The following is a 12,009-nucleotide window of genomic DNA, read 5'->3' as shown; positions in this document are numbered from 1 at the left end:
GTCGGCCCGGTCAGGCGCTGACGTCGCCCAGCACGGCGAGGACGTCGTCCGGGGTCTGCGCGGCGTCGAGCGCGGCGATGCTCGCGTCGTCGGTGAAGGCACCCGCCAGCGCCTGCAGCACGGTCAGGTGGTCGTCGCCCGCGCCGGCGATCCCGACGACGTAGCGGGCCGGGCTGCCCTTCCAGTCGATCGGCTCGTCGTAGCGGACGAACGAGATCGCGGTGCGGCGGATCAGCGCCTTCGCCTCGTTGGTGCCGTGCGGGATGGCGAGACCGTTGCCCATGAACGTGGAGACCGAGGTCTCGCGCTCGTGCATGGCGTCGACGTACGCCTCGTCGACCGCACCGCTCGCGACCAGCAGCCGGCCGGCCTCGGTGATCGCTGCATCCCTGTCCGTGGCCTGGCCGCCGAGAACGATGGCCTCCCTGCTCAGTACGTCGCTCATGTGGCGTCTCTCTTCCTCGCAGTGTCGGGTGGATCATCAGACCACACGCTCGCGGCGGAGGGTGGTCGTCGGAGGTCGAGCCCGGCCCCCACGGGGGGAGGGCCGGGCTCGACCGTCGGGGGGACCTGGCGCGGGCGTCAGGTCCGGTTGTTGTCGCGGACCATCTCCACGATCTCGTCGTAGCGGGGACTGGCCATGAAGTTGTCGACCGAGACGTGCTCGGCTGACGGTGTCTTCTGACGGGCCCGGTCGGTGAGGTCCTGGTGGCTGACCACGAGGTCGTAGCTGTCGTCGAGGTTGGCGATCGCCTTGTTGATGACCGTCACCTCCGGGTGCCCGGCGTCATGGATCTTCTTGCGGAGCACCGAGGCCCCCATCGCCGAGGACCCCATCCCCGCGTCGCAGGCGAAGACGATGCTGCGGATCTCGCGGGTGGCGGTGGCCGTGGCAGCGGCCGCGCCGCCGGTCAGCGTGCTGGCGACCGAGGACTTCTTGCCCTTGTTGGCCTCCATCTGGGCGGTCGCAGCGCTCAGGTCACCCTCGTCGTCGGACTTGTCCATCTTCAGCAGGAACGCGGCCACGACGAGCGTGACGGCCGCGGCGCCGAAGACACCGAGCGTGACCCCGAGGTAGTCACCTCGCGCCGTCTGGGCGTACACGGCGAAGATCGAGCCCGGGGCCGCCGGTGCGCGGAGGCCCACGTCGAACGCCACGTTGATCGCGACACCGGTCATGCCGCCGGCGATCATGGCGAGGATCAGGCGGGGCTTCATCAGCACGTAGGGGAAGTAGATCTCGTGAATGCCGCCGAAGAACTGGATGATCGCCGCGCCCGGGGCGGTCGCCTTCGGCACGCCGCGGCCGAAGAACGTGTAGGCGAGCAGCAGTCCGAGGCCCGGGCCCGGGTTGGCCTCGAGCAGGAACAGCACGGACTTGCCGGACTCGGCGGCCTCGGCAAGACCCAGCGGCGTGAGGACGCCGTGGTTGATGGCGTTGTTGAGGAAGAAGACCTTCGCGGGCTCGATGACGATCGACGTCAACGGCAGCAGGCTGTTGTCGACCAGCCACTCGACCGCGTTGCCGAGCACCTCCATGATCTCGTTGACGATGGGTGCGACGACCCAGAAGCCGACGATCGCCATCAGGAAGGCCACGATGCCGGCCGAGAACATGTTGACGAGCATCTCGAAGCCGACCTTGATCTTGCCGTCCCAGATCGCGTCGACCCGCTTCATGACGTAGGCCGACAGGGGGCCCAGGATCATCGCGCCGATGAACATGTGCACCTGGCCGAGCGGGGCCGCGTCGGCGGGCAGGTCGGCGTTGAAGTTCGCCACCAGCAGGTCGGATCCCGCGATCGCACCCATCACCGCGAAGCCACCGACCACCGCGCCGCGGTCGCCGTAGACCATGCGGCCGCCCGTGGCGGCGATGAGGATCGGCAGGGCGAAGTGGATGATCGGGCCGACCATCGTGGCGAGGTCGGCGTTCGGCCACCAGCCGACGTCGATGACGAGCGCGGTGAGCAGTCCCCACGCGATCAGTGCCGGGATGTTGGGCATGATCATGTTGGAGAGGAACGTGCCGAACTTCTGTATGCGGACCCGGGCACCGGAGCCGGTGGGGGCCGTGAATGTCGTGGCCATGCTGATGTCCTCCAGTCGAACTCAGGGGGTGACCCCCATCACATGATGCCGCGATTAAACCTCACGTTCGGGCATGTTGCCAAGCATTCGGGCATGTTTTGGTGCCCGACCGTGTGGATTTAGCCCAGCTGGCTGTCGAACAGCGCCTTCTCGACGTCGCCGTTCCATGTTCCGCCGGGTCCGAGCTTCGCGGCCACGTCCGGCAGCTCCTGCTCCAGCTCGTCGAGCCCCATCAGGGGGAGGTCGTGGATCTGGGGGAAGATCAGGACCTTGCCGGAGTAGCTCCCGTCGACCAGGGCCTGGAGGCCGTCCTTGGCCGCCCGCATGCCGCCGACGGCACCCACGATGGATCCCGGCGAGAGCGCACCCTGGTTGGCCAGGTCCACCACCTGCTGCTGGTCGTGGATGGTCAGTCCCGACGTCCCGGTGTACTGCGCGTTGTCGAGGTAGACCGCGCTCAGGTTCATCGGCGCCATGGTGCCGTTGGGGACACCGGCGAAGAAGACCAGCATGCCGTCGGACCTCATCAGGGTGTCGGCCTCGGCCATCACCGCGGCGATGGGGACGCTGACCACCACGTCGTCGGCCCCCCGGCCGTCGGTGAGGTCCATGACGAAGTCGTGGAGGGACTGGTCGGCAGTCTGGGAGTTGAAGGTGATCAGCTCGCAGTCGTTGCTCTCCGCCAGGTGGGCCAGCCGGTCCTCGAGGGCCCTGAGGCGTTCGTCGCTCACCTCCGTGGCAACGATCCTCCGGGGGCCGCCCGGCTGCTGGATGGCCCGCTGCACGTGCATCAGCCCCATGGGGCCGCCGGCGCCCACGAACACCGTGGTGCCCTCCGAGCGCAGGTCGCAGCGGTTGCGCGCCTCTCCGTAGGAGGCGGCGATGTCCGGCCCCCGGCTGCCGATGTAGGCGGTGTAGTCGTAGTGCAGGCGGCCCACGTCGGTGTCCACCAGGCCGTCCAGCTCGGTCTCGCCGACCAGGTTGAGGGTGCCGCGCCGGGCGATGTGCGTGGCCACCGCACCCACCGTCGCCGCCGAACGGGGGTCGAGCATGACGATGTCGTCGAAGCCGGCGCCGTCGGTCAGCTCGTCCACCAACGCCTGGTAGTCATCGGTCCCGATGCCGTTGCGGACAACCGCGGTGGCCGAGGTGCGCTCCGCGAGCTCCGCCACCGAGGCGGGCACGTCGGTCAGCACGATGGTGCTCGGAGCGTCCAGACCGGAGGAGAAGTCGTACTCCCGCTCGTCCCCGGGCCGGCCGACGATCCACATCGTCCCGCCGTCCTTGGGCTCGAGTCGGCGACGCTGGGTGTAGGCGGCCATCACGCAACCCCAGGGCTCCAGCGTGGAGGCCTCGGCGTACCCCATCGTGTCGGGGAGGGGCAGCAGGCAGGCACCGTCGTCGGTGTCGAGCATCTCGGTGCCCATGAGGTGGTACTGGATCAGTCCGCCGGGGATGGTGTAGCCGTAGGCCGTGCTCCTGCCGTCCTGGTAGATGTCGGGCTGCACGGCCAGCCGCTGGCCGGCGTGGTAGCGGTCCTTGAGGTTGTCGCCGACCTCGATGACGGTGAGGCTCACCTCGTGCCCCAGCCGGGTGGGCTCGTTGGCCAGGTCACGGTTGTAGAGCTTCGGGTGGCTGCCGCCCTGACGCATGATCTTCACGTCGGAGAAGCAGAGGCCGACGCTGTCGATGCGCACCAGCATGTGGTCGGCATCGGGCCTGGGGATGGGGACCAGCTCGGGCTGGTCGCCCTTGCCCATGTTCTCCTCCCCTGCGCCCCACAGGTTCCAGGCCCAGGCGCCCTCCGGCAGGTCGAGATCGGCCGCGCGGTAGCGGTCGTACGCTGATGTCATGCTTCCTCCGTCGTGAGGTGGGTGCGGTCTCAGTGCCCGAGCAGGTCGCGCACGGCGGCGCGGGCGGCCATCGGGTCGGGCGCGCTGAGGGCGGCCTCGGCCGCGGCCTCGCAGGTCTCGAAGCTGACCTTGCCGAGCTGGGCGCCGACAGGGCGTACGGCGCGCGCGGCCATGGAGAGCGAGGAGATGCCCATCCCGATGAGCGCCGTGGCGAGCAGCGGGTCGGCGGCCGCCTCACCGCAGACGCCGACGGGCTTGCCGGCCTCGGTGCCGGCGTGGGCCGTGATCGCGATGAGCTGCAGCACGGCCGGCTGCCAGGGGTCGGTGAGGTGGGCCAGGTCGGTGGCCATGCGGTCGGCGGCCATGGCGTACTGGGTCAGGTCGTTGGTGCCGATGGACAGGAAGTCGACGACCTCGAGCATCCGGTGCGCGAGCAGCGCCGCGCTCGGGATCTCGACCATCACGCCGGCCTTGAGCCCGCGCTCGCGCACCTTGCCGGCGAAGTCAGCCGCCTCGGCGACCGTAGCGACCATCGGCGCCATGACCCAGGTCTCGGTGCCGGTGCGCTCCGCCGCGGCGGCGATGCCGTCGAGCTGGCGGTCCATGAGGGCCGGGTTGCCGAAGCTGAGCCGCAGGCCGCGCACGCCGAGGGCGGGGTTCTCCTCGCCCTCGTGGGTGGCGAAGGCGATCGGCTTGTCCGACCCCGCGTCGAGCGTGCGGACGACGACGTAGCGACCGTCGGAGTAGGGCGCGAGGACCTCGGAGTAGATGTCGGCCTGCTCCTCGACGCTCGGCTCGTCCTTGCGGTTGAGGAAGCACAGCTCGGTACGGAACAGGCCCACCCCCTGCACGGGCTCCCCACCCGCGGACTGGGCGGAGGCGCCGTCGGCGACGTTCGCGAGCAGCTTGACCGGCATCCCGTCGGAGGTCGCAGCAGGCCCGCTCCAGGCAGCGAGCTCCTCGCGGAGCCGCCGGCTCTCCTCCACGCGCGAGCGTGCCTCCTCCGGGTCGGCGCCCTGCTCGATGGTGCCGGCCTCGCCGTCGACGACGACGAACGTGCCGGCCGGGACGTCCATGACACCGGCCGCGCCGACGACGCAGGGAATGCCGAGCTGGCGAGCGATGATCGCGGTGTGGCTGGTGGCGCCGCCGCGCTCGGTGACCAGGGCGGTGACGAGCTCGGGGTCGAGACCGGAGGTGTCGCTGGGCGCCAGGTCCTCGGCGACCAGGATCGACGGCTCGCTCGGGGTGGGGACGCCGGGGGCGGGCTCCCCCACCAGGTGGGCGACCACGCGGCGCTCGATGTCGCGCAGGTCGGTCACCCGCTCGGCCATCAGGCCGCCCATGTTGGTGAAGATGGTGACGAACTGCTCCACCGCGCCCTGCACGGCGGCGACGGGCCCCTGGCCGGCCTGCAGGTTCTTCGCGACACCGGAGCGCAGGCCCTTGTCCTTCGCCAGGCCGGCGCTCGCGGTGAGCACCTCGGCGGCCGCACCCTGCGCGGAGGCCGCCTTGCTGGAGAAGGTCTCGGCGACCGCGGTCACCGCGTCGTCGTACGCCGCCAGCGCGGCGTCGGTGTCGGCGAAGTCGCCGTCACCGAAGCGCGCGATCGCGTCCGGCGACACCTCGCCGCGCACGTGGAGGACCGGGCCAGCGGCGACGCCCGGCACCACCGGGGTCCCGCTGAGGGTGTTCGCGGGCGACTTCGCGGATGTGGTCATGGACACACCGTAAGACATCAGGTTGTTGACAAGCAACACATTCGGGACTAAAACAACACATACACAGATCGCCAGACGACGACCGTGGAGGTGGACCGATCCGATGTATGCGGAAGAGCGCCAGCAGGCGATGGCCCACATGATCAGTCGGCGCGGCCGGCTGTCGGTGGTCCAGCTGGCCGAGCAGTTCGAGGTCACCACCGAGACCGTGCGCCGCGACCTGTCCACGCTGGACCGGATGGGACTGGTCCGACGCGTCCATGGTGGCGCGGTGCCCGCCGGTTCGCTCACCGTCATCGAATCAGGCATCGGCGAGCGCGACCAGTCCAACACGCAGGCCAAGGAGGCCATCGCCAACGCGGCGGTCGCCCTGCTGCCGCCACCGGACTCGGTCGTCGTGATCGACGCGGGCAGCACCACCGCACGCTTCGCGGCAGCGCTCCCCCGCGACCACCGGCTGGTCGTCATCACCCACGCCGTGCCGGTCGCCACCCGCCTGGCCGGCCTGCCGCAGATCGAGCTCCACCTGCTGCCCGGCAAGGTCCGGCCCACCACGCACGCCGCGGTCGGCGCGGAGACCGTCGCCGCCCTGTCCGACCTGCGCGCCGACGTGGCGTTCGTGGCCACCAACGGCCTCACGGTCGGGCACGGACTCACCACCCCCGACAGCGACGAGGCGGCGAGCAAGCGCGCGATGATCGCCTGCGCCCGCAAGACCGTGGTGCTCGCCGACTCCACCAAGATCGGGGTGGAGACGGCCGTGCGCTTCGCTACCCTCGACAGCCTCGACGTGCTGGTCACCGACAGCGACATCGAGCCAGCCGACCGACGGGCGCTCGAGGGCGCCGGGATCGAGGTGGTGGTCGCATGATCCTGACCCTGACCCCCAACCCCAGCATCGACCGCACGGTCGCCCTCGACGGCGTGCTGTCGCGCGGCCAGGTCCACCGGGTCGCCTCGGTGACCTCACAGGCGGGCGGCAAGGGCGTCAACATCTCCCGTGCCGCCGTCAGCGCCGACATCCCCAGCATCGCCGTCGTACCCGCCGCCAAGGACGACGCGTTCGTGCTCGAGCTGCTCGGCGCTGGCATCGACTGCCGTCCCGTCCAGCCGGCCGGCGACGTACGCGTCAACCTCACCATCACCGAGCCCGACGGCACCACCACCAAGCTCAACTCCCCCGGTGCCGCCGTGCTCCCCCTCCACCTCGAGCTGATGGCCCAGGCCGTGCTGGTCCGCGCCTCCAGCGCGGACTGGACCGTCCTCGCCGGTTCCCTGCCCGCGGGCGCCCCCGCCTCCTTCTACGCCGATCTCGTACGACGGCTGCGCGAGGTCGGCGGTCGCGTCGCCGTGGACACGAGCGAGGCGCCGCTCCAGGCGCTGGTCGACGCGCTGCCGTACTCGGCGCCCGACCTGATGAAGCCCAACGGCGAGGAGCTCGCGTCCTTCACGGGCGGCGACGCCGACGAGCTGGAATCCGACCCGCGGGCGACCGCGGCGGCGGCCCGCCAGCTCATCGAGCGCGGCGTCGGAGCCGTCCTCGCCACCCTGGGCGGCAACGGTGCCGTCCTGGTCACCCCCGAGGGGGCCTGGCACGCCAGCCCGCCTCCCACCACAGTCGTGAGCACCGTCGGTGCGGGCGACTCCAGCCTCTTCGGCTACCTGCTCGGCGACATCCGGGGCCTCCCTGCCCCGGAGCGCCTGGCACTGGCCGTCGCCTACGGCAGCGCCGCCGCAGGTCTCCCCGGCACCACCATCCCTCAGCCGTCCCAGCTCCGCACGGAGCTGGTCGGCGTCTCCGCCCTCACCCCGTCACTGGGAGGCACCGCATGACCTCACTGATCACCACCGACCTCGTCCGCCTGGGCGCCGACTGGGGGGCCGACAAGCACGACGTCATCCGCGCCCTCGCGAGCGTCGTCGACGACGCCGGTCGGGCCACCAGCAAGGACCAGCTCGTCGAGGACGCGTTCGCGCGCGAGTCCACCTCGGCGACCGGCCTGCCCGGTGGCATCGCGATCCCCCACTGCCGCACGGCCGGGGTCGACACGCCGACGCTCGCCTTCGCGCGGCTCGACCCGCCCGTCGACTTCGGGGCCAAGGACGGCCCGGCCGACCTGGCGTTCCTGATCGCCGCACCGGCCGGTGGCGACGCCGACCACCTCACCATCCTGACCAAGCTGGCCCGCGCGCTGGTCAAGCCGGCCTTCACCGACGCGCTCCGCGCAGCGGAGAGCGACGACGAGGTCGTCGACCTGGTCTCGCACGAGCTCGGCGAGCCCGCGCCGGCCGCGAAGCACGCCGCCGCCCCGGCGTCCGGTGCACCCTCCGGCGCTGCCGTCCCGGGCGGCGGGGAGACGACGGCTGCCGGCCAGGCGGCGAGCACCGCAGCCCCCGCAGCGGCCGGTACAGCGACCACGACGGGCACCTCGCTGGTCGCGGTCACCGCCTGCCCGACCGGCATCGCCCACACCTACATGGCCGCCGAGGCGCTCGAGGCCGCCGCGGAGCGCGCCGGCGTCGACATCCAGGTCGAGACGCAGGGCTCGGCCGGGTCGACCCCGCTCGGCCACGACACCATCGCTCGCGCCGGCGCGGTGATCTTCGCCGTCGACGTGGGGGTGCGCGACCGCGGCCGCTTCGCCGGCAAGCCGATGGTCAGCTCCTCGGTGAAGCGGCCGATCGACGAGGCCGACGCGATGATCGCCGAGGCGCTGCGCTACGCCGCCGACCCGGCCAGCGCCCCCAAGGTGGAGGGCACCGCGACCGACGCGAGCGGCACGACGGGCGGCGAGGAGTCCTTCGGCGCCAAGACCCGTCGGGTGCTGATGACCGGCGTCTCCTACATGATCCCGTTCGTCGCCGCCGGCGGCCTGCTGATCGCGATCAGCTTCCTGCTCGGTGGCTACGAGATCGCCAACCACGCCGGTGCGGTGCTCGCCGATGGCAGCCTGTTCAGCCCGCCGGACATCTCGGCCTACGCCGACCCGGGCCTCGACCACGTGCTCTTCGACTCGGGTGCGATGGCCTACCTCGGGGCCGCGCTGTTCATGCTGGGCAAGATCGCCTTCGCCTTCTTCGTCCCCGCGCTCGCCGGCTACATCGCGTACGCCATCGCCGACCGCCCCGGCATCGCGCCCGGCTTCGTCATGGGCGGCCTCGTCACCGACATCTCGGGCTTCGGCGCCCCGCAGAGCGGTTTCCTGGGTGCCATCGTGGGCGGTGTCCTCGCCGGCCTGGTGGCCCACTGGATCGCAGGCTGGAAGGTCCCGACCTGGGCCCGCGGGCTGATGCCGGTGCTGATCATCCCGCTCCTCACGACGATCTCGGTGGGCCTGGTGATGATCGTGCTGCTCGGGAAGCCGATCGCGTGGCTGATGGAGCAGCTCACCGACGGGCTGAACTCGATGAGCGGCGGCAGCGCCGTGCTCCTCGGCGTGATCCTCGGCCTCATGATGGCCTTCGACATGGGCGGTCCGCTCAACAAGGTCGCCTACAGCTTCGCGGCGGCCGGTGTCGGCGGCGCGGCGCTCGCCAGCGACGCCCCCGAGCTGAGGATCATGGCAGCCGTGATGCTCGCCGGCATGGTGCCGCCGATCGCCCTGGCCCTCGCCACGGTCATCCGACCCGGGCTCTTCAACGTGCCCGAGCGGGAGAACGGCAAGGCGGGCTGGGCGCTCGGGGCCTCGTTCATCACCGAGGGCGCCATCCCGTTCGCCGCCGCCGACCCGTTGCGGGTCATCCCGGCGATCATGCTCGGCAGCGCCGTCACCGGCGGCCTGTCCATGGCGATGGACGTGGCCGTCCGCGCACCGCACGGGGGGATCTTCGTCCTGTTCGCCGTCGACGGCGTCCTTGGTTTCCTCATCGCGCTCGCGGCCGGCGTGGTCGTCGGCGCGGTGGCCGTGGTCGCCCTGAAGTCCATCGGCCCCTCCGACGCCGACGTCGCTACTGTCTGAGCACCGCCACACCGTCCCGTCCCTGAGTCAGTCCGACCCCAAGGAGAACCATGCCCAGCAAGTCCGTCGTCGTCGGTTCCGCCGTCGGCCTCCACGCCCGTCCCGCCGCGATCATCGCCGAGAAGGCCGCCGAGCTCGGCTCGGAAGTGACCATCAACGGCGTCGACGCGAGCTCCTCGCTGATGATCATGACCCTCGGTGCCGGCAACGGTGACACCGTCGAGGTCGCCGGCGACGACCAGGCCGCGGTCGACACCATCGCCGCCCTGGTCGAGCAGGACCTCGACGCCTGAGGTTTCCATCGCACTGCCCGGTGGGCGGTGGTCCAGCCACATTCCGTACGCCGGAAACGTGGCTGGATCACCGCCCACCGGCGCGTCCGGCCCGACACGCCCGAGAGCGGTGGCCGAGCCACATTGCGAGGTCGCCGAATGTGGGTGGGCCACCGCTCCGAGGACGTCAGCGGCGCTCGCGCGTCGCGAGGTAGACCGCGCGCATCCCGACGGCCCGCTCGAGCTGGCTCTCCACGACGGAGAAGAACTGCCGCCGGTAGGTGTCGTCGGTGACGGCCGAGACGGTGAAGTAGAAGCCGCTGAACGAGGCCAGGAACAGCGACACCTTCATCAGCGAGAGCGAGACGTGCGGCAGGAACGGCGCTGCCGGGATGTAGTCGCGGCCGGTCCACGACTCCTGGGTGCTCGTCTCCATCACCAGCGAGCCGAAGAGCATGAAGAACACGAACACGGTCACCGAGAGCAGCAGCACCTGCACGGACTGGATGACCAGCAGCACGAGGATCAGGTTCCAGCGTTCGAAGCCGGAGACCTGGGCGTGCTCCTGCGGGTCGATCCGCGGGTCCGCCGCGACTTCACGACTGGCCTGCTCGAGCGGCGTGCCGGCGCACGCCCGCACGATGAAGTCGTCGTCCACCTCGTCGTCCACGCGGTCGACCTCCTCGGGCAGCCGGACCAGCAGGAACAGCACGGCGAGGCCGAACATCAGCAGCACGGTGACCCACAGCAGCCCGAATGGCAGGTTGGTGGTCATCTCCCACGCCTCCGCGTTGACGAAGAGGAACGTCACGAAGACGAGCAGGAGCGGGAGTGCGCGCGAGGCCATCGGCACGAGGAACCGCACGCTGCCGAGGGTGCGGGACAGCGCGAAGCCCAGGATCGGCCGGGCGTGCAGCGCGGTCGCGGCGTACCAGAGCAGGGCGAGGCCGGTCAGCGACATCCACACCGCGGGGCCGGCGTACGTCGTCTCGGTGGCCCACGCCAGGGCACCGACGCCCGCAGCGAGCAGGGCGAGCACCAGGGCGAGGGTCACCAGGCGTCGGGGCCGCAGCCCGGCCCGCGCGGCAGCGCGCTCCTCGGCGACGAAGTAGGGCAGGCCGTGGCCCAGGAACCACGCCTCGACGGCGGTCCGGTCCCGCGTCACGCGAGCAGGTCCCGCGCCCGGCGTACGTCGTCGTGCATGGTCTCGATGAGCGCCTCCATGCCCTCGAACTTCACCATGCCGCGCAGCCGGTCGACGAAGGCGACCTCCACCTCGACGCCGTAGAGCTCGAGGTCGTCGCGGTCGAGGACGTAGGACTCCACGCGGCGGTCGCGCTCGCCGTCGAAGGTCGGGTTGGTGCCGACGGAGATCGCGGCGGGGAAGGTCTCCCCCGTGTCGAGCCGGGTCAGCCGGCCGGCGTACACGCCGTCGGCCGGGGCCGCGTCGACCGGCGGGATCGGGACGTTGGCCGTCGGGTAGCCCATCTCGCGGCCTCGCTTGTCGCCCTCGACCACGGTGCCGCGGACGGTGAACGGGCGCCCCAGGGCCTCCGCCGCCCCGGCGACGTCACCGGTGGCCAGGCACTGGCGGACGTAGGTCGAGCTCCACACCTGCGGACCGCCGTCGAGCGCCACCCCGACGGTCTCGAAGTCGCGCGACGTCCCGGCCTCGACCAGCGTGGCGACCTCGCCCGCCGCCTTGTTGCCGAAGCGGAAGTTCGAGCCGACGACGACCGCGCGGGCATGGAGCGTGTCGACGAGGATCCGGTCGATGAACTCCTGCGGCGACCACGACGCGACATCGCGGTCGAAGGCGACGACCAGGATCGCGTCGACACCGGCGTCCTCCAGGAGCCGGGCGCGAGTGTGGATCGAGGTCAACGTGGGCGGGGCGTGCTCGGGACGCAGCACCGCCATCGGGTGGGGGTCGAAGGTCACCGCCACCACCGTGTCGATGCCCAGGCGCTCGGCGCTCGTGCGCGCCTCGCGCAGCACGTGGGCGTGACCGAGGTGCACGCCGTCGAAGTTGCCGATGCTGACCACGGTGCGGCCGAGGTCGGCCGGCACGTCGTCGACGTCTCGCCAGATCTGCACCTGCGCAGCCTAGCGA

General features: G+C 71.3%; 10 protein-coding genes. 4 read left to right on the top strand and 6 right to left on the bottom strand.

Features of this window, described 5'->3' with window-relative positions:
* Positions 1–10: 10 nt before the first annotated feature.
* The 4 genes from HOO61_RS13450 to ptsP form a co-directional block, all read right to left on the bottom strand.
* Positions 11–445, bottom strand: coding sequence for a PTS sugar transporter subunit IIA (locus HOO61_RS13450; protein WP_172259215.1), 435 nt, complete (start codon positions 443–445; stop codon positions 11–13).
* A 137-nt stretch (positions 446–582) separates the two neighbouring features.
* The gene (locus tag HOO61_RS13445) at positions 583–2,091 is read right to left on the bottom strand and encodes a PTS mannitol transporter subunit IICB (RefSeq protein WP_172259214.1); all 1,509 of its coding nucleotides are present in this window, start codon (positions 2,089–2,091) and stop codon (positions 583–585) included.
* Between the two features lie 119 nt (positions 2,092–2,210).
* Positions 2,211–3,944, bottom strand: coding sequence for a zinc-binding dehydrogenase (locus HOO61_RS13440; protein ID WP_172259213.1), 1,734 nt, complete (start codon positions 3,942–3,944; stop codon positions 2,211–2,213).
* A gap of 29 nt (positions 3,945–3,973) precedes the next feature.
* Positions 3,974–5,665 carry a phosphoenolpyruvate--protein phosphotransferase gene (ptsP, locus tag HOO61_RS13435; RefSeq protein WP_253942392.1) on the bottom strand — a complete coding sequence of 564 codons (1,692 nt, stop codon included), beginning with the start codon at positions 5,663–5,665 and terminating at the stop codon, positions 3,974–3,976.
* A gap of 103 nt (positions 5,666–5,768) precedes the next feature.
* On the opposite strand from ptsP, the gene HOO61_RS13430 reads away from it, so the two are divergent.
* Genes HOO61_RS13430 through HOO61_RS13415 form a run of 4 tightly spaced genes read left to right on the top strand, consistent with a single transcriptional unit; the run spans position 5,769 to position 9,917 of the window.
* Positions 5,769–6,536: a DeoR/GlpR family DNA-binding transcription regulator gene (locus HOO61_RS13430; protein WP_172259211.1), complete on the top strand. Its 768-nt coding sequence runs from the start codon at positions 5,769–5,771 to the stop codon at positions 6,534–6,536.
* Positions 6,533–7,498, top strand: coding sequence for a 1-phosphofructokinase family hexose kinase (locus HOO61_RS13425; protein ID WP_172259210.1), 966 nt, complete (start codon positions 6,533–6,535; stop codon positions 7,496–7,498). Before HOO61_RS13430 ends, HOO61_RS13425 begins: the two co-directional genes overlap by 4 nt.
* Complete coding sequence (locus tag HOO61_RS13420; RefSeq protein ID WP_172259209.1) at positions 7,495–9,624, top strand: fructose-specific PTS transporter subunit EIIC; 2,130 nt, start codon at positions 7,495–7,497, stop codon at positions 9,622–9,624. Before HOO61_RS13425 ends, HOO61_RS13420 begins: the two co-directional genes overlap by 4 nt.
* Positions 9,625–9,674: 50 nt before the next feature.
* On the top strand, positions 9,675–9,917 hold the full coding sequence (locus HOO61_RS13415) for an HPr family phosphocarrier protein (protein WP_056906489.1): 243 nt from the start codon (positions 9,675–9,677) through the stop codon (positions 9,915–9,917).
* 166 nt (positions 9,918–10,083) lie between these two features.
* Here HOO61_RS13415 and HOO61_RS24150 read toward each other — a convergent pair whose 3' ends face one another.
* On the bottom strand, positions 10,084–11,061 hold the full coding sequence (locus HOO61_RS24150) for a hypothetical protein (RefSeq protein ID WP_367650159.1): 978 nt from the start codon (positions 11,059–11,061) through the stop codon (positions 10,084–10,086).
* Positions 11,058–11,993: a bifunctional riboflavin kinase/FAD synthetase gene (locus HOO61_RS13405; RefSeq protein ID WP_172259208.1), complete on the bottom strand. Its 936-nt coding sequence runs from the start codon at positions 11,991–11,993 to the stop codon at positions 11,058–11,060. Before HOO61_RS13405 ends, HOO61_RS24150 begins: the two co-directional genes overlap by 4 nt.
* Positions 11,994–12,009 lie beyond the last annotated feature (16 nt).

Origin of the sequence: Nocardioides sp. zg-1230, from assembly GCF_013155335.1 — a bacterium.
GTDB lineage: Bacteria > Actinomycetota > Actinomycetes > Propionibacteriales > Nocardioidaceae > Nocardioides.
The sequence above is the reverse complement of the archived record's forward strand: the minus strand, read 5'-3'. Positions and strand labels throughout refer to the sequence as shown.

Bases quoted from the DNA above. Each gene is read 5' to 3' on its own strand.
- HOO61_RS13450 (WP_172259215.1), bottom strand. From the start codon at position 445: ATGAGCGACGTACTGAGCAGGGAGGCCATCGTTCTCGGCGGCCAGGCC.
- HOO61_RS13445 (WP_172259214.1), bottom strand. From the start codon at position 2,091: ATGGCCACGACATTCACGGCCCCCACCGGCTCCGGTGCCCGGGTCCGC.
- HOO61_RS13440 (WP_172259213.1), bottom strand. From the start codon at position 3,944: ATGACATCAGCGTACGACCGCTACCGCGCGGCCGATCTCGACCTGCCG.
- ptsP (WP_253942392.1), bottom strand. From the start codon at position 5,665: ATGACCACATCCGCGAAGTCGCCCGCGAACACCCTCAGCGGGACCCCG.
- HOO61_RS13430 (WP_172259211.1), top strand. From the start codon at position 5,769: ATGTATGCGGAAGAGCGCCAGCAGGCGATGGCCCACATGATCAGTCGG.
- HOO61_RS13425 (WP_172259210.1), top strand. From the start codon at position 6,533: ATGATCCTGACCCTGACCCCCAACCCCAGCATCGACCGCACGGTCGCC.
- HOO61_RS13420 (WP_172259209.1), top strand. From the start codon at position 7,495: ATGACCTCACTGATCACCACCGACCTCGTCCGCCTGGGCGCCGACTGG.
- HOO61_RS13415 (WP_056906489.1), top strand. From the start codon at position 9,675: ATGCCCAGCAAGTCCGTCGTCGTCGGTTCCGCCGTCGGCCTCCACGCC.